The organism is Salipiger sp. CCB-MM3, from assembly GCF_001687105.1.
In the GTDB taxonomy this organism is placed as follows: Bacteria; Pseudomonadota; Alphaproteobacteria; order Rhodobacterales; family Rhodobacteraceae; genus Salipiger.
This window is the reverse complement of sequence record NZ_CP014596.1, coordinates 902,731-929,483: the sequence shown is the minus strand read 5'-3', so window position 1 is coordinate 929,483 and position 26,753 is coordinate 902,731. Positions and strand designations below refer to the sequence as shown.

The window sequence follows — 26,753 nt, the reverse complement described above, 5'->3', positions numbered from 1 at the left end:
CAGCTCAACGCCGTTCCCGGCACCGTAATCGGCATCGAGGGCAACATGATCCGTCTCGATACGCCGCTGGGCCGTCTTTCGGGCAGGGCGACGTCTCCGTTCAGCATCGGCGACCGCGCGACCCTATTCGTGCGTCCCGAACTGATGCAGCTGTCTTCCGAGGGCTGCGACTGTGGGCTCGAGGCGACCGTCGAGGAGCGCGCCTTCGAGGGTAGCGTCACCCACCTTGGCCTGCGCACGCCATCAAACACCGGAATGGCTGCAACGCTCATCGCTGCCGATTTCGGGATGCTGCCCAACGAGGGCGACCGCATTACGGCGCATTTCTCCAGCACAAACGCCATCGTCCTGCCTGACGGGGCCGGCCAACTGGCGGGGGCCGCATGAGCAACCTTGCTATCACCTTCATGGCGACGCTCGTCGTTCTCGCGATCTTCTTTTCGCTGTACCGCTTCGACAGGAATGGACAGGACGGGGAAATCGGATTCTTCCGCCGCAACGGGGTGCTCGTCGGCGGCTATCTTGTGCTCGCGGTCGCGTTCTGGGTCATCCTGACCATCGTCATGCCGATGGTCTACATGGTCGACCTGTCGTTTCATCACAAGCTGCCCCCGTCGAAGGTCGGCGGCCCGGAAGACGTCTATACGCTGGACAACTACCGCAAGCTCATTTTCGGCAGCACGACGGACACAAGCAGCCTGAACTGGCTGCACCTGCGCAGCTTCCTGATGACCATCGGCATCTCGATCCTGCTGACGCTGTTGACCTTCGCAATCTGCTACCCGGTGTCCTACTATATGGCGCAGTCGGCGACGTCGCAAAAGCTGCGGATCGTCCTGCTGCTGCTCATCATTCCCTACTGGGTTAACGACATCCTGCGCGCCTTCGCGTTCCGCATCATGCTGGCCGAGAACGGCTTCATGAACAACCTGCTGGACTGGTTGGGCCTCATCAACGCGCCGATAGATTTCCTAGGGGCGAATGCGGCGCTCTATATTGAGCCAGCCCCTTTGAAGTGGTCCACCCACGAAGCCTGAAATCCGATAGGATTTCGGCGAACAGGAGGACTACGGAATGGCTGGAAAGCGTGAGAAGCCGGAAGACATTGTCACCAAGCTGCGTCAGGTCGAGGTGTTGCATGGCCAGGGCCTGTCGATGGCCGATGCGGTGCGGCAGATCGGGATATCGCAGCATACCTTTTACCGGTGGCGGAAGCAGTATGGTGGGATGAACCGGGCACAGTTGTCGCGGCTGAAGGAACTCGAGAAGGAGAACCTGAGGCTGCGGCGGGCGGTATCTGACCTGACGCTCGAGAAGCTGATCCTGACCGAGGCTGCCCAGGGAAACTTCTAAGCCCTTCGCGCCGCCGCGAATGCGTGGAGCATGTGTGCGAGACACTCGGCATCTCCGAACGCCGGGCCTGCCGGGTGCTCGGCCAACACCGCTCCACGCAGCGCAAGCCACCACAGGGCCGGGAAGACGAGGCGCGGCTGACCGCCGACGTCATCGATCTGGCCCGGGAGTATGGCCGCTACGGCTACCGCCGGGTCGCCGTGCTGCTGCGGCGTGCCGGCTGGCAGGTGAACCACAAGCGGGTGGCGCGCATTTGGCGGCGCGAAGGGCTCAAGGTCGTCCCACACAAGCAGAAGAAGCGCGGCAGGCTCTGGCTGGACGATGGCTCTTGCGTGCGGCTGAAGCCCGAGCACCCCAACCACGTCTGGTCCTACGACTTCGTGCAGGACCGGACCAGTGACGGCCGGACCTACCGGACGCTCAACATCCTCGATGAATATACGCGGGAGGCGTTAATGATCCGTGTCGACAGGCGACTGAACTCCACCGATGTCCTGGACGCCCTGACCGATCTCTTCATCCAGCGCGGCCCGCCGCGGTTCATCCGGTCCGACAACGGCCCGGAGTTCATCGCGCAGAAGGTGCGCGACTGGATCGAGCTGGTGGGGGCGAAGACCGCGTACATCGAGCCGGGGTCACCCTGGGAGAACGGTTATTGCGAGAGCTTCAACAGCAGGTTCAGGGACGAACTCCTCAATGGCGAGGTCTTCTACTCGTTGAGGGAGGCGCAAATCCTCATCGAACAATGGCGAAAGCACTACAACACCGCTCGGCCGCATAGCGCTCTTGGATATCGGACACCGGCACCGGAGACCTTCATCCCCATAGATCGAAGGCCGACCATGCATTAGCATTTAACCCGGACCACTCGATGGGGTCAGCTCAATATCGCGCTGTGCTATTCGCACCTGCTGCTGATGATCTTCACCCTCTACAACGCGATCGAGGCTCAGGATCACAACCAGATCGAGGCCGCGCGCGACCTTGGCGCACCTTGGTGGCACATCCACCTGTTCGTGGTCATGCCCCATGCCAAGCCGGGGATCGGATCCGGCATGACTCTGACCTTCATGCTGACCGCGGGCGCGGTGGCCACTCCCATGGTTCTGGGTGGCCCGAATTCGCTGTGGTTCACGCCTATCGTCTACGATCGCTTCTACCAGCTCTTCGACTGGCCACAGGGTGCAGCCTATGCCTTTGCCTTGCTGATCGGATGTTTCGTGCTGGTTCTCGGCGGACTGAAGCTGGCAGGTCTCAAACTCGGGGAGATCACCAAATGAACGAGAAATACGTTACCGGCTGGATGGTCAGCCTCTACCTCGCCGCCTTCTTCGTTTTCCTTCTCGGACCTCTGGCGGTGATGGCGCTGTCCGCCTTCAACACCCCGAGCTATCCGCAGGTCTGGCCGATCGAAGGCTTCACGTTCCGGTGGTTCATCGAACTCGCGAACGACCGGGAAATGATCGAAGGTCTGCAGACCTCCGTCATCATCGGCCTCGGCGTTGTCGCCATCGCCGTTCCGGTCGGCCTTGCAGGGGCGCTGGTCATGACGCAGGTCTACCGGTCGTCACGGACCTTCTATTACTTCATTGTGGTGGTCCCAGTCCTGGCACCCGGCATCGTGCTTGGCATCTCGACGGTCGTATTCTGGCGCGACTTCGCCGGACTGCTGAATGCGCGATCCTGGCTCTACAATGGGACGGTGCTGACGATCCTGGCGCATTCCACCTATATCTCGTCCTATTGCATGCTGGTCATCCTCGCCCGCCTGCAACGGTTTGACCGGGCACAGGAAGAAGCCGCGCTGGACCTTGGCGCAACCTATCCCAAGGTTTTCCGCCATGTCCTTCTGCCTTACCTGCGGCCCGCGCTGCTGTCCTCGGCCGTGCTCGCGTTTCTGTCCTCGTTCGAGAACTTCAATGCCACGACCTTTGCAATTCTCGCGGACAAGACCCTGACGACCGTGCTTGCCTCCCGGGTTCGCATGGGTTCTTCGCCGACAATCAGCGCACTGGCAACGGTGATTGTGATCCTGACAATCGTCTCGGCGCTGGCGTTCGAGTGGTACAAACGCCGCGAGCAGAAGCGCAAATACGTGCAGCAGAAGGTTGCTCGCGAAGCAGATGCCCGTGAGGCCGTGGCCTGACTGGCAATCCCCAACAAGCGCGGCGGCTCATCGCGTCGTCGCTCAATGCAAAGAACGGCCCCGGGATCGCTCCCGGGGCCGTTTCAATTCCGAAAGCAGCTTACATCATTGAAGCATGCCTCTTGGGTTTCGAAACATGGCGGTGTTTTTCGCCAGTGCGCAGGCTCGCGATTGCTCGGGGTGCAGCGGTTTTGCACACCCGGAGCAGTCGACGAAAGTTTCAGATCTCCATCTCAAGCAGCACCGACGCGAGACACTTGCCATGCGCATCCAGCGCCAAGGAGCGGGTGACCCCTCCCGTCAGGGCGCCGCGGATCACGAAGTTCAGGGCGTGCAGTTGCGGCAGCGCATAGCGCGTCACATCCTCGGGCGCAACGTCACCCATGTGCCTTGCCACGCGCTGCTGGGTGACTTCGCGCTGGATCAGCGGCCAGTCCTCGGGGCGGTAGGCGATCACCGAGATGTTCGAGACATCGCCTTTGTCGCCGGTGCGGGCATGGGCAATCTGGTGCAGTTTCATTGCTGTGTCCTTCGGCTTGCCGGGATCGCGAGACGCTCAGGCATCGAGCGTCTCCGAAAGTTCGCTTCGCACCGTGACCGATGCGGCGGGGAGGAGCGCCGAGGCAACGGCTATGATCTCGCGATGCGCGCGGCTGACGCCACCACCACCGGCCGGACCACAAAGGTAGAGGCTCTCGACCTCCTCGCCGACCCGCAGTGCGGTTTCTTGATCAGCGCAGCGTGCGGCGACGCGCAGTCGCACCTCGCTTGGCTCGGTCGCCGCGCGGGCGGCACCAGGAGCCACCGCATCGAGACCGATGAGATCGGTGCGCTCTTCGAGGATCCGACTGCCCCATTCCGACAGGCGCTGCCGCACCAACCCGGCGGCCAGCCGCCCCCGCGCAACGCAATTGGCACCAGCATAGGAGATCTGCCCCTCGCCACGCCAACCGTCGCGGTAGCCGACCGAAACCTTGAGCTCGCCCGTCGCAGGATGCCCCGACCCACCGGTGACGCGCACCCGGTCGACGCCGATCTCCTCGAGCTCGACCTGCGAGAAGTCGGCCACCACGTCGGGCTGCATGTAGCGGGCCGGGTCATGGATTTCATAAAGCAGCTGCTCGGTGCAGGTGGCGCGGCTGACCAGCCCCCCGGTGCCGGGCAGCTTGGTGATCACCGCGTTGCCGTCGTCCGAGACCTCCGCCAGCGGAAAGCCGACGTCTGCGAGATCCGGCACGTCCTTGACCCCCGGATCGGCGAAATAGCCGCCGGTGATCTGGGCAGAGCACTCCAGCAGGTGCCCGACAAGCGTGCCGCGTCCGAGCCGCTCCCAGTCGTCCATCGCCCAGCCGAAGCGGTGCACCAGCGGCGCAAGGAAGAGTGCGGGATCCGAGGCCCGGCCGCAGATCACGATGTCGGCTCCGGCGTCCAGCGCCTCGACGATGCCCGCGACACCGATATAGGCGTTGGCCGAGATCAGCCGCTCCCCGAGCGCCCGCGCCGGGGCGCCGGTCTCGGTCAGGATGCAGTCGCCGATGAGGGGCAGCACATCGTCGCCGGTCACCGCCGCCACGGTCAGCGGCAGGCCCAGCTCGCGCACCACGGCGCGCGTGCGCTCGGCAGCGGCGCGGGGGTTGGCCGCGCCCATGTTGGTGACGATGCGCGTACCATTGCGGGCACAGGCGGGCAGCACGGCACGCATGCGGCGCTCGAGCAGCGGATCGAACCCGGCGCCGGGATCGGCCAGCCGTGCCTGCTGCGCCAGCGCGATGGTGCGCTCGGCGAGGCATTCGAAGACCAGGAAGTCCAGCTCGCCGCGCTCGGCGAGATCGACGGCGGGGGCAATGCGGTCTCCCTGAAAGCCCGCGCCGGTACCAATGCGGACCATGCTCATGCCATCGCCCTCCCCTGTGCGCGGCCCACCGCGCGGGCGCCGAAGAAGATCGCCAGCGCCAGGAACGGCGTGATCAGCATCGGCCAGATCGCCAGCGCAATGACCAGCAGAAGCAGCAGGATGTCGAGGCCGCGCCTGCCGGTGAGGGGCGTGCCGCTCAGCAGCGCCGGCACCGCCAGCACCAGCGCCATGCCCGCGGCTGCCGCCTCGACGATCCCGACGAGGCCGCCCGACATGGTCATGCCCGGGTAGAGCAGCAGCAGGAAGGGCACCAGATAGGTCACCGCGCCAAGCCGCACCGCCTCGCCTGCGGCGGGCAGCCAGTTGGTGTTGGCGATGCCCGAGCCGACGAAGACCGCGACGCAGACCGGCGGGGTGATCACCGAGATCGTGGCGAAGTAGAAGACGAAGAGATGCGCGGCCAGCGGGTCGACCCCCACGGCGGTCATCGCCGGAGCAAGCACCGCGGCCACCAGCACGTAGGCGGCGGTGGTCGGCAGGCCCATGCCCATGATCAGGCAGACCAGCCCGACGATGATCGCCACCAGCACGACCGAGTCCCCGGCCATGGTGACGATCAGCGAAGACAACGTCACACCGATGCCGGTCATGTTGATCATCGAGACCAGCACCTGCGCGCCGGCGAGCAGCACGCCGATGATCACCATGCCCTTGCCCGCGTCTTCGAGCCCGTCGATCACCCGCCCGGCCATCTCACGCGGGCTCAGCCGTCCGGCCTGAGTGGCGACGAAGGCGATCAGCAGGCCGACGACCCCGTAGAAGGCGGCGGTGGCGATCGAGCGGCCAAGCCAGATGCCGATGCCCAGACCGCCAAGCGCGGCAAGGATCGGCAGCACCCGGCGCGGCGCGGTGATGGTTTTCCAATCGGGCATCTCATCCTCGGGCACCACGGCAAGCCCGCGCTGCTGCGCGACAAAGTGCACGGTGACGAAGACCGAGACGTAGAACAGCACCGCCGGAAGGATCGCGCCGACGATGATGGTGGTATAGGGAAGCCCGAGGATCTCGGCCATGACGAAGGCCGCGGCGCCCATGATCGGCGGCGCGATCTGCCCGCCGGTGGAGGCCACTGCCTCGACCGCCGCCGCAAAGGGGCGCGGGTAGCCGAGGCGGATCATCATCGGGATGGTGAAATTGCCGGTGGTGGCGACATTGGCCACGGCAGAGCCCGAGATCATCCCGAAAAGCCCCGAGGCGATGGTGGCGATCTTCGCCGCGCCGCCGGGCTGGCGGCCGCCGAGACGCATGGCCAGATCCATGAAAGCCTGCCCGCCGCCCGAATGCAGCAGCAGCGCGCCAAAGAGCACAAAGGCAGCGATCACCGTCGCCGCGACGCCGGTGAGCATGCCCCAGATGCCGAGATCACCGAGGAAGATGGTCTCGGTCACGAAGGCCGCGTCGAAGCCGCGGTGCCCCAGCGCGCCCGGAAGCAGGTTGCCGAACATCGCGTAGCCGATGCCGATCAGCACCAGCACCGGGAAGATCAGCCCCACCGTGCGCCGCCCAAGCTCGAGCACCGACAGCACCAGACCGACGGTCAGCGCCATGTCGAGCGTCGTGGCCCAAGGCAGCGTCGTCATGATTTCATCGTAGTTCCAGACCACGTAGCCGCAGGCCCCCACCGTCACCGCGCAGAGCACGAGGTCGATGGCGAGCCCGAGCGGGCGCCAGGATTTCCCGGCGCCCAGCGGGTAGAGCGCGAAACCGAGGGAGGCCACGAGGGCGAGGAAGATCGCCCGCTGGATCAGCCCCTCGAAGGGGCCGGTCGCGGCGGTGTAGAAGACGAAGGCCCCGACGAGGATCGCCAGCCCCTTCTGGACGCGCTCCAGTGTCATGTCAGCTCCCCGGCTGCAGCTTGGCGGGGATCTCGAGCCCCTGCTCCTCGAACCAGCGCGCCGCGCCCGGATGCAGCGGGACGGTGCCGTAGTCGAGCGTCATCTGCGCCAGATCCGCGCCCTTCAGGCTGGCCATGGCGTTGGCCTGCGCGCTGTCGTCGGCCATGATCGCCGAGACGATCTTATAGGCGGTCTCGTCGTCCATCGAGGCGGGCGCGGCCACGCCGACGCCGAAGCTCCAGGTGGTGTAGGCGGGGATGCCGTCGGCGGCACCCTCGGGGATGTCGATCACCGAGATGTCCGGCATCTTCTCGCGCAGGGTGTCGGCTTGGGCGTCCGAAAGACCGACCACGGTGATGTCGGTCGAGGTGGCGATGTCCATGGTCGAGCCGTCGAGCTTCATGCCCGAGCCCGATTTCACGTAGCCCGCCACGCGGTTGTCCTTGATCGCGCCAACGATGTCGGTGGTCGAGCCGCGCACGTAGTCCGCCTCGAGCCCCAGCGCATTGAACACCGCCTCGGTGGTCGACTCGGTGCTCGAGCCCTTGATGCCCGGATTGAAGCGCACGCCCGACAGACCTTCGAGACTGTCCACGCCCGCGTCCTTGCGCAGGATCACGTTCTGCGGCGCGTTGGTGTAGACCCAGAGCAGACGCAGGTCCTGCGCGTTGCCCTCGAAGGCGTTGGTGCCCGAGACCGCGTGCTGCGCCGCGTTGGTGGTCACGAGGCCGAGGTCGACCTGACCGCGCGCCATGCGGCGGATGTTGTCCATCGTGGCGCCGGTCTCGACCACCGAGGCCTTCAGCCCCTCGGCGTTTTCGTTGATCAGCTGGCCGACGGCGACGAAATAACCGTAGTGGCTCGACGAGGCCGAGGTCGAGCCGATCAGCAGATCGGTCTCTTGCGCCAGTGCCGGACCGGCAAGCAGAGTCGCGCCCGCAAGGGCGTAGAGCGTAGATTTCATGGTTTCCTCCCTGGAATCCCGGTTTCGGGATCGTGCGGGCAGAATGGCGCAATCAGTTTGTTGTCGGAAGTGAGAGTTTGGGTATTATTAGTGCATGGAACGCACCAATCCCTCGCTCGCCGATTTCAATGCTGTCCTTGTGGTGTTGCGTTGCGGCTCGTTCCGCGCCGCCGCCGAGGTTCTGGCGCTCTCGCCTTCGGCTCTGTCGCGGCAGATCACCGGGCTCGAGGCCCGGCTCGGCACCCGGCTGTTCGATCGCGACACGCGCAATGTCACGCCCACCGCCTCCGGTCTCGCCTTCGGACGCGTCGCAGAGCGGATGATCAACACCGCCGAAGACGGCATGGCGGAGTTTGAGGCGCATCTTTCGGCCCGCAATGGGCGGCTGACCATCGCCGGGCTGCCCTCGGTGACCGCCGGCCTGCTGCCGGGGCTGCTGCGGAGCTTCTCGGCGGAATACCCGGATATCGACCTGCGCATCGTCGACGCGCTTTCGGGCAGCGTCATCGAGGCGGTCGAGGCGGGCATCGCCGAGATCGGCTTCACCGCCGGCACGCTCTCGGCGCGCAGCAGGCTGACCTTTCAGCCGCTGATGGATGACCGGTTCGTCGCCGTCGGCGCGCCCGACGGGCCGCTGCGCGCGGCGCGCGACTACACTTGGGAAGAGCTGGTCGAGATGCCCTTCATCGCCATGGCGCAGGGCACCAGTGTGCGCGAACTGATTGATGGCGCCTGCCTGCGCATCGGCCACACGCTCGCGCCCCGCTTCGAGGTGGCGCATCTTGCCACCGCCGGAGCGCTGGTGGCCGAGGGGCTGGGGATCACCGCCCTGCCCACCCTGACGCTGCCGGTGCTACGCACGGAAACCTTGGTCCAACGCGAGATCACCGGCTTCGGGGCACGGCGGCGGATCGGGCTGGTGCGGCGCTCCGGGCAATCTCTATCGCCCTCGGCACAAGCCTTTCTGGCGCATGTGCGGAAAGCGAGCGCGCTGAAGTGACTCACCTGGACTTGATGGTGTCGGTCTCCTTTCGGGTGGCCCAGCCAAGCACTCGAAGGATAATCCTCCGCGGTGCCTCCGGCTAGCCCAGCGTGGGGTCAGGCCGCGCCGCCGCGCAAGAGGCCGCGATAGCGCGCGAGACTGCCCTCGAGGTGCGCCTTCATCGCTGCTTCCGCCGCCTCGGGCGCGCCGTCGATGATCGCATCGACGATACGCGCGTGCTCCTGCACAAGATCGGGGTTCGGCTTGTAGGCACGCGGCGTACCGCTCTTGCCGGCCTCCAGTTCGACCCGGGGCACGATGCCGGGGCGGATCAGAGCAAGAAACTCGGGAAACCGCTTGTTCTGCGTGGCCTGCGCGATGGCGTAATGGAAGGCGAAGTCTGCTTCGCGGGTGTTGCCGCCTTCCTCGAAGGCTTTTGAGACGGCGGCATTGGCCGCGAGGATCGCCTCGATCTGCTGCGCCGAGCGCCGCGCGGCAGCGAGCCCAGCGGCGCGGATCTCGAAGGCCGAACGCAGCTCGAACAGTTCGATCACCCCCGAGAGCCGCTCCATGTCGAGATCGGCGAACGGCTGAGCCCGCCGCGCCTGCACCGGATCGAGCGCGAAAACCCCAGAACCCTTGCGCGCTTCCACCAGCCCCTCGGACCGCAGCAGGCCAAGCGCCTCGCGTACGACGGTACGGCTGACAGAGTGGATGCGCGTGAGCTCGGATTCGCTGGGCAGGCGGTCGCCGGGACGAAAGCGCCCAGTCTCAATCTCGCGCCGCAGCCCGGCGGCGATCAGCTCAGCACGGGTGCGCGCGGGCGACGGCTCAGCGGCCTGCCCGGTGGGCGAGAGAAGAGCATTCGTGTCGGTCATAGGTTCGCGCCTGCGGATTTCTGTACAACAGGAAGTCTAGCCGCACCAGGGATCGGGACGCCAGAAAAATCGTCCATATTTCGGATATATCAATCACTCGACCGCGGAATGGTCCGGAAAAACCGTTGACCCGCCAAGGGTACATGTCATACCTTCCTGTTATACAGATTGCCGCTTGGCGTTCCTGCCTGCGGAGAGGAGGAGACCACCCGTGATCATCACCGACGTGTCCGTGCGCGTGTTCCGGCACAAGACCCGCCGTCACTCCGACAGCGCGGGCCACGCCCACCCCGGCCCCGAGCACGAGGTGCAGCAGGCCATTGTCACCATCCGCAGCGAGGACGGAATCGAGGGCCATTCCTTCTGCCCGCCCGAGGTGGCGCGCCCGCATGTCATCGACAAGTACGTCAAGAAGGTGCTGATCGGGCAGGACCACCGTGACCGCGAGCGGCTGTGGCAGGATCTGGCACACTGGCAGCGCGGATCGGCAGCACAGCTTACCGACCGGACTTTGGCGGTGATCGATTGCGCGCTCTGGGATCTCGCCGGGCGCACGCTGGACCAGCCTGTCTACAAGCTGATCGGTGGCTACCGTGACAAGGTACTGGCTTATGGCTCGATCATGTGCGGCGACGAGATCGAGGGCGGACTCGCCACGCCCGAGGATTACGGCCGCTTCGCCGAGGCGCTGGTGGCGCGCGGCTACAAGGGCATCAAGCTGCACACCTGGATGCCCCCCGTCAGCTGGGCGCCGGACGTGAAGATGGACCTCAAGGCCTGCGCCGCCGTCCGCGAGGCCGTGGGCCCCGACATCGCGCTGATGATCGACGCCTTCCACTGGTACAAGCGGACCGAGGCGCTGGAACTGGGCCGCGGGCTGGAAAAGCTCGGGTTTGCCTGGATCGAGGAACCGATGGACGAGCAGTCCATGTCCTCCTACCGCTGGCTGGCCGAGAACCTCGACATTCCTGTGGTCGGCCCGGAAAGCGCCGCGGGCAAGCACTGGCACCGCGCCGAATGGATTACCTCAGGCGCGTGCGACATCCTGCGCACCGGGGTAAACGATGTCGGTGGCATCACCCCGGCGTTGAAGACCATGCATCTGGCCGAAGCCTTCGGCATGGAATGCGAGGTGCATGGGAATACCGCGATGAACCTGCATGTCGTCGCCGCCGCTAAGAACTGCAAGTGGTACGAGCGCGGGCTGCTGCACCCGTTCCTCGAATACGACGACGGGCTCGACTATCTCAACACGCTGTCCGACCCGATGGATCGCGACGGCTATGTCCATGTCCCGGACCGCCCCGGTCTGGGCGAGGACATCAATTTTGACCTCATTGAAAACAACCGCGTCTGCTGAACTGGCGCGGGTCTCTAGAGCTTTGGGAGGAGAACCTATGAGACATTTCCTAACGGGCGTGGCGCTTTCGGCGCTGCTGGCGGGGGCCAGCCCAGTGCTGGCCGAAACCCCCGAAGACCAGCTGATCGTCGCTTTCACCATGACCAACGTGCTGACCATGGATCCCGCCGCGATTACTGGCGGTGAGGCGGTGCAGGTGCTCAACAACGTCTACGACGCGCTGGTCGAGCTCGACCCCGAGACCAAAGCGCTCATGCCGCGTCTCGCGGAGAGCTGGGAGATCGGCGAGGACAACCTCAGCATCACCTTCCACCTGCGCTCCGATGCCACCTTTGCCTCTGGCAACCCGGTGACGGCAGCGGATGTGAAGTACAGTTTTGACCGGGTGATGGCCCTTGGCCAGTCGCAATCCTCGGGCCTCAACTCGCGCGGCTTCACCGCCGACGGGGCGGATGAGCAGTTTCAGGTGATCGACGATCACACGTTCCGGATGGTGATGCCGGAGGCGGGCGATCCCAAGATGATCCTGATGTATATCTCGCAGGCGGGCGTCGGCTCGATCCTCGACAGCCGGCTGGTCGAGGAACATGCGGGCGACGATCAGGGACAGGCCTGGCTGACCAACAATTCGGCAGGCTCGGGGGCTTTCACCCTCGGCCAGTGGCGGGCCAATGAATACGTGATCCTCACGCGGAACGACGACTTCTGGGGTGACGCACCCGCGATGAAGCGCGTACTGATGCGCCACCTGCCAGAAAGCCAGAGCCAGCGGCTCGGCCTGCAGCAGGGCGACATCGATGTGGGCTTCAGCCTTGCCGCGCCCGACCTGCGCGCGCTGGAAAAGGACGAGACGATCACCGTCGAGACCGTGCCGAGCGCCGGCTTTTACTACCTTGCCGCCTCTACCGCCGACGAGAAGTTCGCCAATCCCAAGGTGCGCGAGGCGCTGCGCTACCTCATTGACTACAAAGGCATCAACGGCGCAATCATGCCCTATTTCGGTGTCGAGCGGCAGCGAGTGATCAACAGCAGCGCCTTTTCGGCCCTGCCCGATCCGGGCTACGCGCTCGACGTGGAAAAGGCCAAGGCATTGCTCGCCGAGGCGGGCTTCCCCGACGGGTTCGACACCACTCTGCGGGTGATTTCGACCCAGCAGTTCCTCGACAGCGCCACTGCCATTCAGGGCACGCTGGCACAGGCCGGGATCAATGCCGAGATCATCACCGGCGATGGCGGCCAGATTTATGGCGCCATGCGCGAGCGGCAGTTCGAGCTCTTGGTCGGGCGCGGCGGCGGCGGCCAGCAGCCGCACCCCGACAGCAACTTGCGCGCGCTGGTCTACAACCCCGACAACAGCGACGAGGCGGGGCTGACCAACTACCAGAGCTGGCGCACCTCTTATCAGGACACCGAGTTGAACGGGCTGATCGAGAGCGCGCTGGTGGAGCGCGACGCCGACGCGCAGATCGCCCAGTACGAGCAGATTCAGCAGATGATCGACGAGAAGGTGACCTCGATCCAGCCGTTTTCGGAACGGGTGGTCACCGCGGCCTTTCAGGACGACGTATCGGGGGTGATCATCGACCCTTGGGTGTCGCGCTTCGAAGACGTGGTGAAGTCGCGCTAAGCGGCAAACCATAGGAGACGCAGAGGGCGCATCCCACGGGATGCGCCCTTTTTGTGTGTCGGCTGTTGGCTGGCCAGCAGGCTTCGCCTTTGTTCCGGGCGGATCAGTGCCTTTGCCTAAGCTCCCTCGCCCATTCGGCCTGGACTGGTCATCGGAACCGACAAGGAACTGCCATTGCCCAACGAAAAACCCCTCCCTGCCACGCGGCAGGGAGGGGGTGTCGTACTGTCGTTAAAGATGCCCTACGCCGCGCCCTCGTAGGCAAGGCTGGCTGCAATCAGCTCCTGCGCGTAGGGGTGCCGGGCCGATCCGTCGAGGATCGCCTCGCGCGGCAGCACCTCAACGATGTCCCCGGCCTTCATCACCGCAAAGCGGTCGCACATGTGGTCGATCACCGCGAGATCGTGGCTGACCATGACGTAGGTGAACCCCTTCTCCTCGCGCAGCCGAACCAAAAGATTGAGGATCTCTGCCTGCACCGAGACATCGAGCGCCGAGGTCGGCTCGTCGAGCAGCAGGACTTCGGGCTCGAGGATCAGCGCACGGGCGATCGCAACGCGCTGGCGTTGCCCGCCCGACAGCTGGTGCGGGTAGCGATCGAGGAACTCCACCGGCAGGCCAACGTCTCGCATTGCCTGCGCGAGCCGGCACTCGGTATCGCCGAGCCGGTGGATCTTCAGCGGTTCCGACAGCGTGGTGCGCACCGAATGGCGCGGGTGGAGCGAACCGTAGGGGTCCTGGAACACCATCTGCAGAGTGCGGCACCGCTCCATCAGGTCCATCTCGCGCACCGATCGGCCGCCGACCCTGGCATCGCCGTGCCAGTTGCCCAGCAACATCGAGGCGCAGCGCAGCACCGTCGATTTGCCCGAGCCGCTCTCGCCGACGAGCCCGAAGCATTCCCCGGGTGCCACCTCGAAGCTCACCTCGGGCAGGATCGTTACCGCGCCGAAGCGGATCGACATTTTCTCAATGCTCAGCGGTTTCATGCGAGGGCCTCCTTGGTCCAACTCGGGTCGCGCTGCAGCACTGGCAGCGGCGCGCGCGCCCCGCCGATGCGCGGCTGCGCGGCCAGAAGCCCGCGCGTGTAAGGATGCGTCGCAAGATCGAGATCGCGCGCATCCAGCGTCTCGACCACCCGGCCCGCGTACATGATCAGCACCCGGTCGCAGAAGTTGCGCACGAGGTTGAGGTCGTGGCTGATCATGATCAGCCCGATGCCCCGCTCTTTTACCAGATCGTCGAGGATCTTCAGCACCTGCAGCCGCACCGTGACGTCGAGCGCCGAGGTCGGCTCGTCGGCGATCACCAGATCGGGATCGGTAAGCAGCATCATGGCGATCATGATGCGCTGACCCATTCCGCCCGAGACTTCATGCGGGTAGAGATCGTAGACCCGCTCGGGATCGCGGATCTGCACCGCCGCCAGCATTGCCACTGCCTTTCCGCGCGCCGCCGCCTTCGAGCAGCGCACATGGGTGCGGTAGGCCTCGGCCACCTGGTCACCGCAGCGGCGGATCGGGTTCAGCGAATACTTGGGATCCTGCAGGATCATCGACATCCGCGCGCCGCGCAGCTTCAGCATTTGCGCCTCCGAGGCGTTCAGCAGGTCGACCTCTTCGAAGCGCATGGCGTCGGCGCGCATCTCAGCGTCGGGAAGCAGTTTCATGATTGCGCGGCCGACGGTTGACTTGCCCGAGCCGCTCTCGCCGACGATGCCGAGCCGCTCGCGCCCGAGGGTGAAGCTGACGCCGCGGACCGCTGGCTCGTCGGCACCAGGATAGCGCAGCGACAGATTGCGAATATCGAGGATGGGATCGCTGGTCATGGCTCTCACCTCTTCGTCATCTGTTTTGGGTCAAGTGCGTCGCGCAACCCGTCGCCCAGCAGGTTGAACGCCAAGCTCACCGACAGGATTGCGAGGCCGGGGAAGGTCACCAGCCACCAGCTGTCGATCATGTAGCGCCGCCCGGTGGCAATCATCGCGCCCCATTCCGGCATCGGCGGCTGTGCCCCGAGCCCGAGAAAACCCAGCCCCGCCGCCGTGAGGATCACCGTTGCCATGTTCAGCGTCAGGCGGATGAGTACCGAGGGAAGGCACATAGGCACGATGCTCTTCCAGATGATCCGCGCCGGGCTAGCGCCCTGCAGCCGCGCCGCCGCGATATAGTCGGCGCTGCGGAAGGTCATGGTCTCGGCCCGCGCCAGCCGCGCGATCGGCGGCCAGGCGGTGAGCGAGATGGCGATGATCGCATTGTTGAGGCTCGGCCCCAGCGCCGCGACGAAGGCCAGCGACAGGATCAGCGAGGGGAACGACAGGAAGATGTCGGTCACCCGCATCAGCACCACGTCGGTCTTGCCGCCGAAGTAGCCCGCCACCGTGCCCACCAACAGCCCCAGCGGGCCGACCACGATGGTCACGAGAAAGATGATCGTCAGCGTGATGCGCGAGCCGTGCACGAGGCGCGAAAAGATGTCCCGTCCGAGCTCATCGGTGCCGAAGAAGTGCCCGCCGCCCGGGGGTGCCAGCGTGTTCGTAAGGTCCTGCATGTAGGGATCATGCGTCGCGATGAGTGGCGCAAACAGCGCGGTGAGGATCAGCGCCGCCAGCACCAGCAGGCCGAAGGCCGAAGTCGGGGTCTTGGCAAGGAAGCGCAGGATGTTCCCGGCGGCGATCAGCGATTGCGGCATCCGGCGGCGGGTCTCGGCCGCGGCAGTGGTCTCGGACATGGTCATCGGGTCCTCGGGTCGAAGATGCGGTACAGCAGGTCGGACAGGATGTTCAGCGCGATGAAAATCACGCCGACGATCAGCACGCAGGTCATCACCGCGTTCATGTCGCCGATCAGCAGGTTAGAGGTCAGGTATTGGCCAAAACCGGGCCAAGCGAAGACCGTCTCAATGAGCACAGCGCCCTCGAGCAACGCGCCGTAGGCGAGCGCCACGATGGTCACCAGCTGCACGCGGATGTTGCCAAAGGCATGACGCCAAACGGTCTGGCGGCGGCTGAGGCCCTTGACCCGCGCGGTGGTCACATATTCCTGTCCAAGCTGGTCGAGCATGAAGCTGCGGGTCATCCGGGTGATATACGCTGAGGACGAATAGCCGAGCAGCGAGGCCGGCAACACAATGTGGTTGAGCGCCGAGCGGAAGACGTCCCACTCCCCTGCCATGATGCTGTCGATCAGCAGGAAGTTGGTCGTCTCGGGCACCATGCCGATGTAGAATTGGCTCATCCGGCCCGAACCGCCGACCCAGCCAAGGCCCGCGTAGAAGATCAGTAGCGCGATCATCCCGGTCCAGAAGATCGGCATCGAGTGGCCCATCAAGCTGAACACGCGGATCAATTGGTCTTGCCAGCGGTCCTTCTTCACCGCCGCGAGCACACCGAGCGGGATGCCGACACCAGCCCCGAAAAGGATGGCGAAGGTCGCGAGCTCGATGGTCGCGGGCAGCACGTGGAGGATGTCCTGAAGAACCGGCTGGCCGGTGCGGATCGAGGTCCCAAAATCAAATGTAGCCACATCGCGCAGGTAGACGAAGAACTGCTCCCACATCGGCCGGTCGAGGCCAAGTTGGCGGTACACCGTCTCGTAGACTTCGCGCGTCGCGTCCTCCCCGACGATGGCGCGGACCGGGTCGGTGGGCATGATGCGCCCGATCACGAAAGTCAGGATCAGTAGGCCGAATAGCGTGACGAGAACAGATCCCCCCTGCCCGGCCAGCGCCGCCCATCTGCGGCGGGTGTCGTAGGTCATGCCAGCTCCTCCTCCTTGATCCGGCACAGGACGGCAAGCGCCCATGATGTGCGACAAACCTGTTATACAGGATTGTCTTTGTCAAGGATGCTCTATCCCCTGACACAAAGGTGCCTGAGGTGCTTTGCGGCAGGACAGCGCTCGGTGGCATCCACGAAAGTCTGTACTTCGACAGGCTGCGCTCGTGTTAGGATCTGTCGCCAAGAGGGTGGCATCATGAGCGAACGGCGACACGTCGAGGAGATCGAGCAGGTCTTGGGAGGCTCTCAGACCGGCCGAGACGGGTTCGTTTCAGCCTCTTGGCGGAGATGCGTCGAGCTTTACGGCATGGACCCCATGCGCCGCGACCCCGCTTACATCGTGACCGAGAGCGAGCTTCGCGACCATCGCAAGCAGGCGGAATGGATGATCGGTGCCGCGCGGTCCAGCCTGCAGAGCCTGTTCCGGCAGGTCGCGGGGCAGAACTACGTGCTGCTGCTCACCGATGCCAAGGGCGTCTGCGTCGACTTCTTCGGCGATGATCTCTTCGTCGATGATCTGCGGGCAGCCGGGCTCTACCTTGGCTCAAACTGGTCCGAAAACCTTGCCGGCACCTGCGGCGTCGGCGCCTGCATCGTCACGCAAGAACCGGTGACGGTGCATCAGGACGACCATTTCGGCAATGCGCATACCACGCTCAGCTGCACCGCCGCGCCGATCTTCGACAGTCTCGGCGGGCTTGCAGCGGTGCTTGACATCTCCTTGCTGCGCTCGCCGACCCCCAAGCGCAGCCAGAACCTTGCCATGAGCCTCGTGACCAATGCCGCGCGGCGCGTGGAGATGGCGAACCTGATGGCCGAAAGTCGCCGCGATTGGGTGCTGCGCCTGTCGGCCAGCCCGGAATTCCTCGACGTCGATCCCGAGGCTGCCGTTCGCCTTGATGGCGGCGGTCGCGTACTCGGTTACACTCGGGCCGCCCGGCGCCTGTTCCCAGACGGCGGCGAAGTGATCGGGCGGCGCGTCGACGAGGTGCTGGGGCTGAGCGTCGACGATCTGCCCGACCTGATGCGCGACCGTCCCACAGAAGAGCGGATCATCGAGATGCGTGACGGCGGCGCGCTCTTCGGCCATGCCATCGCGCCGCAGGCGCCGCGCATCGCACCGCGCAGCAGCCGCCGCGGCGGCCCTCTCGCGGGACTTGCCGGAGAAGACCCGGCGATGGCGCAACTGCTGGCGCAGGCGGCAAAGCTGGCCCGCACCTCGGTGCCCTTGCTGATCACCGGTGCCACCGGGACCGGCAAGACCAAGCTGGCCCATGCGATCCACATGGTCGGCACCGCCAATGGCTTCCTGTCTCTCGACTGCGCCGGGCTGTCGCCCGACGTTCTGCGAGAGGCCACCGCAACACTGACCGGCCCCACTACCCTCGTGCTGCGCCGCATCGAGGACTTGCCCGCCGACACGGCACCGACGCTGACCGCCGTTCTGGATGGTGGTCCTTGCCTGCGCCCGATCGTGACAACCTGCGCCGACCCCGCCGCCCTGGCATTGCCCGGCCCGCTGTTCCACCGGCTGGCAGGCGCGACCCTCCGGCTGCCGTCGCTGCGCCAGCGCCGCGATCTCGGCTGGCTGCTCGACCGGGTCCTGCATCGGCGCGCCCCCGAGGACATGCGGCTGTCGCCCTCGGCCCGTGCGGCGCTGCTCGGCCGCTCGTGGCCCGGAAACCTGCGCGAACTGGAGCAGGTGCTCGACGTGGCCATTGCGCTCTGTGACGGCCGGGTGATCGACCTGCCCGACCTGCCTGCGCCGGTCGACAGCCTGCCCGAACCGCCGGATGCCGAGGAGCAGCTTGAGCAGGTGATGGAGGCCTGCGGCTGGAACATGGCCCGCGCCGCGCGCCGCCTCGGCGTCAATCGCTCTACGGTCCTGCGGCGCCTGCGCAAAGCCGGCCTGCAGCCCCCAAGCTGAGCTGTTGCGCGCCGTTGCGCACGCAACATGCCGCAGCGCGGCGCCCATTTTTCGCACAGTCCGAGGCAACCTGCCGTAGAACGCCGCGCCAGCCTCCCGCGATACTCCTCGCAGAACAACGCGCAGAGGAGGAGACGCGATGCTCGATTCAACCACCGTGAGCCGCACGCAGGAGGTGCTCGACCGGCTCAACGCCGCCCTGGAGGAAGGCGACGTCGCCGCCGCAGCGGCCCTGTTTGCCACCGACAGCTATTGGCGCGATCTGATCTCGGTCAGCTGGAACCTCAAGACGGTCGAGGGCCCTGCGGGGGTCGCCGACATGCTCGGCCAGCAGCTCACGCAGACCCGTCCCGGCAATTTCCAAATTCAGCCGGGCGAGGTGCCTTCCGAGGACGGCGGCGTGATCACCGCGTGGATCACCTTCGAGACGGCCGCCGGACGCGGCTGGGGCCTGATGCGATTGAAGGATGACCGGATCTGGACGTTTCTCACCGCGCTGCAGGAACTCAAGGGCTTCGAGGAGAACCGCGGCACGCGCCGCCCGATGGGCGCCGAGCATGGCGCGCAGAAGAACCGCAGCAGCTGGAAGGAGCGCCGCGAGGCAGAGGAAGCCTCGCTCGGCTATGACACACAGCCCTATACGGTGATCGTCGGCGGCGGTCAGGGCGGCATCGCGCTCGGCGCGCGGTTGCGGCAGCTCGGCGTGCCGACCATCGTTCTCGACAAGCACGACCGTCCCGGCGACCAGTGGCGCAGCCGGTACAAGTCGCTCTGCCTGCATGATCCGATTTGGTACGACCACCTGCCCTACATCAAGTTCCCCGACAACTGGCCGGTGTTCACCCCCAAGGACAAGGTCGGTGACTGGCTCGAGATGTACACCAAGGTCATGGAGATCAACTACTGGACCCGCTCCGCGGTCGAGAAGGCCAGCTTCGACGAGGCCTCGGGGACCTGGACCGTGGAGGTCGACCGCGACGGCGAGAAGGTGGTGCTGAAGCCGACGCAGCTGGTGCTCGCCACCGGCATGTCGGGCAAGCCGAACCTGCCGCAGTTCCCGGGTATGGACAGCTTCAAAGGCACCATCCAGCACTCTTCGCAGCACGGCGGTCCGGATGCCTGGAGCGGTAAGAAGGTGGTCGTGGTCGGGTCGAACAACTCCGCCCATGACATCTGCGCCGCGCTCTGGGAGGCGGATGCCGATGTCACCATGGTGCAGCGCTCCTCGACACACATCGTGCGCTCGGACAGCCTGATGGAGATCGGTCTCGGTGCGCTTTATTCGGAAGAGGCGGTCGCGAACGGTGTCACCACCGAAAAGGCCGACATGATCTTCGCCTCCCTGCCCTACAAGATCATGCACGAGTTCCAGATCCCGCTCTATGACCAGATGCGCGAGCGCGACGCCGACTTCTATGCCGGGCTGGAAAAAGCCGGGTTCGATCTCGACTGGGGCGACGACGGCTCGGGGCTGTTCATGAAGTACCTGCGCCGTGGCTCGGGCTACTACATCGACGTCGGCGCCAGCCAGTTGATCATCGACGGCGAGGTGAAGCTGGTGAAAGGCCAGGTCGACCACTTCGACGAGACCGCGGTGGTGCTGTCGGATGGCACCCGGCTCGAGGCCGATCTTGTGGTCATGGCCACAGGGTACGGTTCGATGAACGGTTGGGCCGCGGAACTCATCAGTCAGGAGGTCGCCGACAAGGTGGGCAAGGTCTGGGGCCTCGGGTCCGACACCACCAAGGATCCCGGTCCCTGGGAGGGCGAGCAACGCAACATGTGGAAGCCGACCCAGCAGGAAAACCTGTGGTTCCATGGCGGCAACCTGCACCAGTCGCGGCACTATTCCCTCTACCTTGCCCTGCAACTGAAGGCCCGGATGGAGGGCTTGGACACCCCCGTCTACGGCCTGCAGGAGGTGCATCACCTGGCGTGATGCATTTCGCGCCCGGCTCCCTCCCAGGCCGGGCGCAATCCCTTTCAGGGCTCGGAGAAAGCCCCACGAAAGCAGCACGTTGATACGGCATGAAGCATATCCGACCCGAGGGTGTGCCCGAACCCGTCCCGGGCCTGACGAGGTGAAGGTGAAGGGCGCCTGGACAGGTATCTGCGGCAGCTTCCTGCAAGAGTACCTTGCCGGTCCGATCTTCGTGCCAGTGGGTGAGGACCATCCGCTCAGCCACGATCAGGCGCCGATCACCATGGGCCATGAGTATTGCGGCGTGGTGACCGAACTGGGCGATGGCGTGACCGGGCTGGCTCCGGGTGATCGTGTCGCCATCGAGCCGATCTTTGCCTGTGGTAGTTGCCCGGCGTGCCTAGAGGGGAAGTACAATCTGTGCGACCAGCTGGGCTTCGTCGGCCTCTCCGCTGGGCATGGCGGGTTCGTCGCCCCCTGGCCGGTTTTTGCTCCGCCGTTGACAGCCGCTCGATATGCTTACTTGATGACGCGCCGGAACGCTCAGGCTTTGCGTTCCCTGAAGCCTTCCGTGTCGATCTCGAACCAATCGTTCGGCAATCCGCCATACACAAGGAAGAGCTGTAGTGCTTTCTGGCAGATCTCTGCTGCGGCGGTCAGCCGGGGGCTTTCTGTTTCCTTCAGGCTGCCTTTGTGGACAGCGCCGGACGCTAGGTCATAGGCTTTCTTGACAGCCTGCTTGATCTCGCGCCGCTCTTCCAGATTGCTGCCCGTGACGATTGCTGCGCGGAGCGCGATGCGGTCAGCTAATCCGGGACCGTTGTCTTTCGATAGGAAACTTGTTTCGAGCGCGACGCGCAGATGTATGGCTTTTTCGACAAGCGGCAGGCGTGCGCCGAACAGGTTCAGGTGCCGCAATGGGACTCTTATCCGATCCGCATCCGTTGGTTCGAGGCAGTCCAGATACCCCGCGAGACGGGCCGCATTGTGGACCTCTACTGGCGCCAGAGAGACCATGAAATTCGGGGCGGCGAGGCGTTCAAGATCCCAAGCACCCCAATCGGTGGCGAACGGAATGCGCGTGTCTGGAACGATTGTTTTCGGACCGCCAAACACCCCTTCCTTAACGTCCGATGCCAGCCCGAGGCAAAGGGCAACGTCTTCGAGCTGTTGGCTGGAACTTTGCAACTCTTCCCATGACCAAAAGAATTCACGATCACCTTCTAGACGAGCTTTCCCTATAGGGACCGGGTACAGGTGTTCTTTCGTCAGGGCGAAGTGATAGCGCGGCGCTGGCACGCCGTATGACCAGCGCGTGAGCTGAAAGGCCAAGGTGGCATTGGGCACACCGCCAGAATGGCGAAGCATGACACCGTTCGGAAATTCGTAGGGTTCATCAAGCCCTGCAACTTCGACCTGAGCGATTGGCTGCACGTGATGCACAACCATTTCCGGGTTCGCGAGGTAGGCAAACAAATCATCTAGGGCTGTCTCGGCGCTGCGGCAAAAGCGCGTGCGCTCAATCATCCATTTGGTCAGGTGCCAAATGCTGGTGGAGCTGGAGCTATTAGGTAGATACTGGACATTTCCCTTGCGGAAAATGGCAAGTTCCTCAGCGCCCAAAAGTGCAAGACCAAGAGCTGAAAAGTACGGATCGCTCTTTGACAGTTCTTCTTCATCTGTAACGCCCATCCACAGCATGGAATGAGCGTCAGCATTCTTCGCCGCTGCTTGGAGCAGGGGGAGCAGCTGGGCTTTCAAGTCTGTGTACGGCAAAGGGCCCTCGAACTGGTTAAGCGATCTCGCGCACGTTCTGGCTATCTGGAGGATGCGTCAAGCCTGTGCTCCTACTGCTCCGAGGATTAAAGGATCGTCTTTCCCTCAACTAACTCCATGTAGGCCGGCGTGCCGTCGAAGGCGAATGTATGCTTGTGCTGAGCCCCGTCTTCGCTGGTGCAAGACACGATTATCTCTTCCGGCTCGCCCCCTAGGGTCAGGACCCATTGATTTGGTTGGGCGCGCGTGATTCACCCTTTGAAAACGAGCGGTGAACATGTCTGATCTTTTCTGGTTGAGCGATGCGCAGATGGCGCGTCTGGAGCCTTACTTCCCCAAGTCGCACGGCAAGCCCAGGGTTGATGATCGGCGTGTCCTGAGCGGGATTATCTTCATCAATCGCAATGGCTTGCGGTGGCGAGATGCGCCGAGGGAATACGGCCCGCACAAGACGCTCTACAACCGCTGGAAGCGTTGGAGCGACAGGGGTGTCTTCGCCCGGATCATGGCGGGGTTGGCGGCCGAGCACGGTGAGGAGACGACCGTGATGATCGACGCAACTCATCTGAAGGCCCATCGTACGGCGTCCAGCCTGGGCGTCAAAAAGGGGGGCGTGGGCGTCTGATTGGCCGAACCAAAGGCGGCATGAATACGAAGCTGCACGCGATCTGCGACAGCCAGGGCCGACCCATCGACCTGTTCCTGACTGCCGGACCCGTCAGCGACTACATCGGGGCGCGTGCCCTGGTCAGCGGGTTGCCCAACGTGAAGTGGCTGCTCGGAGATCGTGGCTATGATGCCGATTGGTTCAGAGAAGCCTTGCAAGACAAGAAGATACGTCCTTGCATCCCGGGCCGGAAGAAACGGAAGACGCCCGTCCGGTATGACAAGCGCAGATACAAACGTCGCAACCGGATCGAGATCATGTTCGGCAGGCTCAAGGACTGGAGAAGGGTTGCGACCCGTTATGACCGCTGCCCGCAAACTTTCTTCTCAGCAATCGCACTCGCTGCGACCGTAATCTTCTGGCTTTGAGAGAGAACGAGTCCTGACCCTAGCCACCGCTCGTCAATGTCAGCTTCTGGGAAGCTGCAGTGCAGCAACCTATGGCACGGTCAAAGTCTTGTTGGGGCCGTTAGCGACGGGCGTTGCTGCCCACCATGTTTACGGCTCGCTGCACTACCCCAAGCCCGCTCCGAGCCCTTTCACGACATTCAATTTATGGCAGTGTGCATTCATCGCTGCATTGCTGCAAAGGCTTCTTCCACCAATCTTTCTGGAATTCCTAGGACGAACCTATTCGCTGCCAGCATTGCAGCGTTTGATTGCATCAAACACCGAAGGCCTTCGACCCTCCCCAGAGTGCGCGATGTTGCGCGGAACCAGCATCAAGCGGGGATTTTCATCAATTCGCATTCACATACTGGAATGCGTCACCTTGCCTCATTCAGAGCGAGCGAGCGGAGACCAATATCTGAAGGCGACGGAAAATTATCGAAAGGAATCGAGATGAAATACCTAATCCTTGGAACATTCCTGGTTGGTACGGCTGTGTCACCACTGTATGCGGGCCATGCCAATCCATGGGCGGACGGAGATGATACGCTGAACATGCAATATCATGATGCCAACCAGGCCAAGAGCTTGGACACACCCGGACAGGACGAGATGCGCGGGAATATGGTACAGAGCGCCCACGGCAAGCTTGACGAAACGGTTGGAAAATCGATGCCAGGTAGGGCCGGGGGTGCTACGGAAGCAGGGCAAGGTAAGAACTGATCCGAAACGCCTGCGCAGTAGTGAAATGGCCTGCGGCACATGGTTCATGTGCCGCAGGCCTTTTTGTGACATTGAGCGGCGATCAGAACCTCATCCGAACCGCAAGCTGCAGGGCATGGCTTTCGTACTCATCACCGAAAGAGCCGATGTAGCCGCCCTGTATTACGCTGCCTGAAACTCCTAGGGATGTGGCGAAGCCGACGGAGAGCTCCGTCCACTCTTCGTCGAAGCCATTTACCGAGAGCGCCGTGGCCGGAAGGCCGATGAAGCCGCTGTCGACGAGCTCATCATCCCCCTCGGCCGAGTTGTATGTTAGCGCTCCGGACAGGCGCGTGACGTTCGGGCCGCCCGCGAAGAGATATTCACCGCGCATGCCTATCGAAGCGAGGTGAATTGTGCCGGACTGATCCTCGACGTCGAGATTCCACGCTCCGGCCCCGCTTTCCTTAAAGCTGGCCACCGACAGGTCGTAGAATTCTAAACTCGCCGTAGGTCCGAAAGCATAGCCGTGCTGGCTGAACATCCACTCGCCTTGGAGTGCTCCGAAGACCTGGCTACCTTCGGTCTCGCCGTTGGCGGTTTGCCCCATAACCTTGCGTTTACTCTCAAAGCTCAGGTCCTGGTAGCCGACGATCGCCTGCACAAGGCCGCCCTCGCCAAAGCCCATTCGGCCGAAGGCAGAGACGGAGATACCGTCAGCATCGATTTCGCCCCGTCCGTGGTATGCGTCCGCCGTGCCTCTCACGCCGCCAAGCATGACGCCGAAAGACGCATCCCCGGACAGTTGCTGCTCGATCCCAGCGCTGAGGCTAGAGATGCCTATGTCATAGCCGATGCTGTCGGACGTTGTGTCGTAGCTCGCCTCGGTCCCATTGAGCGCTACGAACCCTGACAGGCCATCGCCCATCGTCCAAGTTGCGGGCTGTCCCTGCGATGACAGAACTGGCTCTTCATCATCGCCGTTGAACGATGCATGGCCATAGGCGAGAATCTGGCTACGGCCCAGTTCAAAGCCGAGCGCCTTGAAGGCCGACAGAAAACTGAAGCCGACGCGTTCGAGGGCCTCGGCCTGGTCTGCTGGCTCGAGCGCAAGAATGCTGGAGATCGCCTCCTGATAGGTCGTGCTATTCCCGAGGTCGAGGTAGGGCACATTCGCGGCCATATCGAGATTTGAGGCAACGTCGAACTGATAGTCTGACTGCGCTTCGGCAACGATATCGGGGAAGACCGGGGTGAGGCGCAATGTCACCGCGCTGCCATCCACGTCGCCGAGATCGATGATGAAATTGAGGTTCATGTTCCTCAGGTCTTCGATCACGTCGACCTCGAAGAGCTCATTGGCTTGCATCGCCGCCAGAACCTCGTCGGGGATCACGTCTCCGCCGCCGCTGTAGCCAAGCGCCGCCGCATCAATACCAAGGCTGTCTGCGAGGGCCGAGAGCCTGTCCGAGAGTGGGACCACGCCCTCTTCGGTCGGCGTCTCGACGCCGAGGTTCCCGTAGAGCCACGTGCCGCTGCTCGTGTTGTACCAAGCGATCAGCACGGGCTCGTCCGAAGCGAGGGTCGTGGCAGAAGCATCCCAGAAGTAGGCGTCCGGGATCATCCTGTCGTCGAGCATCGCGTCCCCAAAAAGAACCTGATAGGAACTGTTGCTCAGATCGTTGGCAGAGAGCAACACCTCTCCAACCGCGACGCTCATCTGTGCGCGGGCGTCGTCAAAGAAACCGGTGCCAGCGTCCTCCTGCCCACCGCTCCCGAACAAACCGTCGGGCAGGTTGAAGCGAGGATTGTAATCCTCGTCGAACAACGCCGCGTAGGCAGGATCGCTGGAGTCCATCGGCGTAAAGTTGTCGCCCGATCCGGTACCGAGTTCGATCTCGAATCCCGTGACCCGGGCGCCGGTCAGGTTCGAGGTCTTGCCGTAAAGGAAATACTCGGTGATGCCGCCGCTGGTTTGCGTGCTGAGACGGATGTCCATGCCCGATCGGCCTGTAAGGCGTGTCTTGATGCGTTTTCCCGAACCCGGCTCCGCTGTGCATGCAAAATCGGGGTTGTTTGCCATGAGGCAGTTCTCGATCCCGCTGGGATTGAAGGTGTTGGGATAGTCAGCGTTCACCTCGGAGGTGACGGCCTTGATCCCCGGCTCGAGGATGCCTTCAGCGGGATCGGCGAAGACATAGCCATCACCATCGATGCCAAGTACGGGTGCATCGTCGAACGTGCCTGCCCAAAGCGGCGCGCTCCACGCTGCGCATAGCGCAGACACCGCGACAGTTGCCCATTTCCCAGCGCTCGCACGCTTCTCAATTGTACCCACGGTTCCCTCCATCATGTTGCCTGAGGCATCGGTGGAAGGCGCGAGTCGGTTCCAGAAGGGGACGACGGTAGCGGGAAAAGCTGAGCATTGGACAGTCCAAAAGGCAACTTTTTACAGCAACTTATCGTGGTTCAGCCAGAACTTTTCGGGCCTCCATAGCTCAGGCGGTTCAACTCAGACATTGAAATTCAAGTA

Annotated in this window: 23 protein-coding genes and 1 pseudogene; 13 read left to right on the top strand and 11 right to left on the bottom strand. The window is 63.9% G+C overall.

The window, feature by feature from the left end; translation table 11 throughout:
* Nucleotides 1-45 precede the first annotated feature (45 nt).
* From AYJ57_RS17985 to AYJ57_RS17960, 5 genes are all read left to right on the top strand, one after another.
* Entirely contained in the window at nt 46-387 is a 342-nt protein-coding gene (locus AYJ57_RS17985; RefSeq protein ID WP_066109212.1) for a TOBE domain-containing protein, read from the top strand.
* Nucleotides 384-1,037 carry an ABC transporter permease gene (locus AYJ57_RS17980; protein WP_066109210.1) on the top strand — a complete coding sequence of 218 codons (654 nt, stop codon included), beginning with the start codon at nt 384-386 and terminating at the stop codon, nt 1,035-1,037. Before AYJ57_RS17985 ends, AYJ57_RS17980 begins: the two co-directional genes overlap by 4 nt.
* A gap of 37 nt (nt 1,038-1,074) precedes the next feature.
* Nucleotides 1,075-2,204 (top strand): IS3 family transposase gene (locus AYJ57_RS17970; RefSeq protein WP_157374189.1). Its coding sequence is split into 2 segments (ribosomal slippage): nt 1,075-1,339 and nt 1,339-2,204, totalling 1,131 coding nucleotides; the frame shifts between segments, so codons are not numbered across the junction.
* Nucleotides 2,205-2,270: 66 nt separating this feature from the next.
* A complete protein-coding gene (locus AYJ57_RS17965; protein ID WP_083191355.1) occupies nt 2,271-2,633 on the top strand; it encodes an ABC transporter permease in 363 nt (120 codons plus the stop codon).
* Complete coding sequence (locus tag AYJ57_RS17960; protein ID WP_066109207.1) at nt 2,630-3,499, top strand: ABC transporter permease; 870 nt, start codon at nt 2,630-2,632, stop codon at nt 3,497-3,499. The genes AYJ57_RS17965 and AYJ57_RS17960 overlap by 4 nt, the downstream gene beginning before the upstream one ends.
* A 220-nt stretch (nt 3,500-3,719) precedes the next feature.
* Here AYJ57_RS17960 and AYJ57_RS17955 read toward each other — a convergent pair whose 3' ends face one another.
* From AYJ57_RS17955 to AYJ57_RS17940, 4 genes are read right to left on the bottom strand one after another with little or no spacing between them, the layout of a single operon-like run.
* Nucleotides 3,720-4,019, bottom strand: coding sequence for an AtuA-related protein (locus tag AYJ57_RS17955; RefSeq protein WP_066109204.1), 300 nt, complete (start codon nt 4,017-4,019; stop codon nt 3,720-3,722).
* Nucleotides 4,020-4,055: 36 nt separating this feature from the next.
* Nucleotides 4,056-5,393: an acyclic terpene utilization AtuA family protein gene (locus tag AYJ57_RS17950; RefSeq protein ID WP_066109200.1), complete on the bottom strand. Its 1,338-nt coding sequence runs from the start codon at nt 5,391-5,393 to the stop codon at nt 4,056-4,058.
* Nucleotides 5,390-7,249, bottom strand: a complete 1,860-nt coding sequence (locus tag AYJ57_RS17945; protein ID WP_066109198.1) for a TRAP transporter permease — start codon at nt 7,247-7,249, stop codon at nt 5,390-5,392. The genes AYJ57_RS17950 and AYJ57_RS17945 overlap by 4 nt, the downstream gene beginning before the upstream one ends.
* A gap of 1 nt (nt 7,250) precedes the next feature.
* Entirely contained in the window at nt 7,251-8,213 is a 963-nt protein-coding gene (locus AYJ57_RS17940) for a TAXI family TRAP transporter solute-binding subunit (RefSeq protein ID WP_066109195.1), read from the bottom strand.
* A gap of 94 nt (nt 8,214-8,307) precedes the next feature.
* On the opposite strand from AYJ57_RS17940, the gene AYJ57_RS17935 reads away from it, so the two are divergent.
* Nucleotides 8,308-9,213, top strand: coding sequence for a LysR family transcriptional regulator (locus AYJ57_RS17935; protein WP_083191354.1), 906 nt, complete (start codon nt 8,308-8,310; stop codon nt 9,211-9,213).
* Nucleotides 9,214-9,311: 98 nt separating this feature from the next.
* On the opposite strand, the gene AYJ57_RS17930 is transcribed toward AYJ57_RS17935, so the two are convergent.
* Nucleotides 9,312-10,073: a FadR/GntR family transcriptional regulator gene (locus tag AYJ57_RS17930; RefSeq protein WP_083191353.1), complete on the bottom strand. Its 762-nt coding sequence runs from the start codon at nt 10,071-10,073 to the stop codon at nt 9,312-9,314.
* Nucleotides 10,074-10,284: 211 nt separating this feature from the next.
* Between AYJ57_RS17930 and AYJ57_RS17925 the strand changes: the two genes are divergently transcribed.
* Both AYJ57_RS17925 and AYJ57_RS17920 read left to right on the top strand, forming a co-directional pair.
* Nucleotides 10,285-11,433, top strand: a complete 1,149-nt coding sequence (locus AYJ57_RS17925) for a mandelate racemase family protein (protein WP_066109193.1) — start codon at nt 10,285-10,287, stop codon at nt 11,431-11,433.
* Between the two features lie 37 nt (nt 11,434-11,470).
* A complete protein-coding gene (locus tag AYJ57_RS17920; RefSeq protein ID WP_066109190.1) occupies nt 11,471-13,060 on the top strand; it encodes an ABC transporter substrate-binding protein in 1,590 nt (529 codons plus the stop codon).
* Nucleotides 13,061-13,302: 242 nt separating this feature from the next.
* Here the strand turns inward: AYJ57_RS17920 and AYJ57_RS17915 are convergent, their stop codons facing one another.
* The 4 genes from AYJ57_RS17915 to AYJ57_RS17900 are packed head-to-tail and all read right to left on the bottom strand — an operon-like array spanning nt 13,303 to nt 16,818.
* Nucleotides 13,303-14,049, bottom strand: coding sequence for an ABC transporter ATP-binding protein (locus AYJ57_RS17915; protein WP_066109187.1), 747 nt, complete (start codon nt 14,047-14,049; stop codon nt 13,303-13,305).
* Nucleotides 14,046-14,888, bottom strand: coding sequence for an ABC transporter ATP-binding protein (locus AYJ57_RS17910; RefSeq protein WP_066109184.1), 843 nt, complete (start codon nt 14,886-14,888; stop codon nt 14,046-14,048). The genes AYJ57_RS17915 and AYJ57_RS17910 overlap by 4 nt, the downstream gene beginning before the upstream one ends.
* 5 nt (nt 14,889-14,893) lie before the next feature.
* Nucleotides 14,894-15,796, bottom strand: coding sequence for an ABC transporter permease (locus AYJ57_RS17905; RefSeq protein WP_066109179.1), 903 nt, complete (start codon nt 15,794-15,796; stop codon nt 14,894-14,896).
* Nucleotides 15,793-16,818, bottom strand: coding sequence for an ABC transporter permease (locus AYJ57_RS17900; protein WP_066109176.1), 1,026 nt, complete (start codon nt 16,816-16,818; stop codon nt 15,793-15,795). The genes AYJ57_RS17905 and AYJ57_RS17900 overlap by 4 nt, the downstream gene beginning before the upstream one ends.
* 216 nt (nt 16,819-17,034) lie before the next feature.
* Between AYJ57_RS17900 and AYJ57_RS17895 the strand changes: the two genes are divergently transcribed.
* From AYJ57_RS17895 to AYJ57_RS25580, 3 genes and pseudogenes are all read left to right on the top strand, one after another.
* Nucleotides 17,035-18,765, top strand: coding sequence for a sigma-54-dependent Fis family transcriptional regulator (locus AYJ57_RS17895; protein ID WP_066109173.1), 1,731 nt, complete (start codon nt 17,035-17,037; stop codon nt 18,763-18,765).
* Nucleotides 18,766-18,904: 139 nt separating this feature from the next.
* The gene (locus tag AYJ57_RS17890) at nt 18,905-20,704 is read left to right on the top strand and encodes an NAD(P)/FAD-dependent oxidoreductase (RefSeq protein WP_066109170.1); all 1,800 of its coding nucleotides are present in this window, start codon (nt 18,905-18,907) and stop codon (nt 20,702-20,704) included.
* A gap of 142 nt (nt 20,705-20,846) precedes the next feature.
* Nucleotides 20,847-21,095: pseudogene (locus AYJ57_RS25580) on the top strand (alcohol dehydrogenase catalytic domain-containing protein); the annotation flags it as partial.
* Nucleotides 21,096-21,229: 134 nt separating this feature from the next.
* On the opposite strand, the gene AYJ57_RS25945 reads toward AYJ57_RS25580, so the two are convergent.
* Nucleotides 21,230-22,447, bottom strand: a complete 1,218-nt coding sequence (locus AYJ57_RS25945) for a hypothetical protein (protein ID WP_157374243.1) — start codon at nt 22,445-22,447, stop codon at nt 21,230-21,232.
* A gap of 292 nt (nt 22,448-22,739) precedes the next feature.
* Between AYJ57_RS25945 and AYJ57_RS25570 the strand changes: the two genes are divergently transcribed.
* A protein-coding gene (locus AYJ57_RS25570; protein ID WP_157374241.1) for an IS5 family transposase occupies nt 22,740-23,497 on the top strand; the annotation gives its coding sequence in 2 pieces (ribosomal slippage) (nt 22,740-23,061 and nt 23,061-23,497; 759 coding nt in all).
* 474 nt (nt 23,498-23,971) lie between these two features.
* On the top strand, nt 23,972-24,241 hold the full coding sequence (locus AYJ57_RS17870; RefSeq protein ID WP_066109160.1) for a hypothetical protein: 270 nt from the start codon (nt 23,972-23,974) through the stop codon (nt 24,239-24,241).
* An 82-nt stretch (nt 24,242-24,323) separates the two neighbouring features.
* Here the strand turns inward: AYJ57_RS17870 and AYJ57_RS17865 are convergent, their stop codons facing one another.
* Nucleotides 24,324-26,558, bottom strand: a complete 2,235-nt coding sequence (locus tag AYJ57_RS17865) for a choice-of-anchor F family protein (protein ID WP_193789534.1) — start codon at nt 26,556-26,558, stop codon at nt 24,324-24,326.
* Nucleotides 26,559-26,753: the final 195 nt, after the last annotated feature.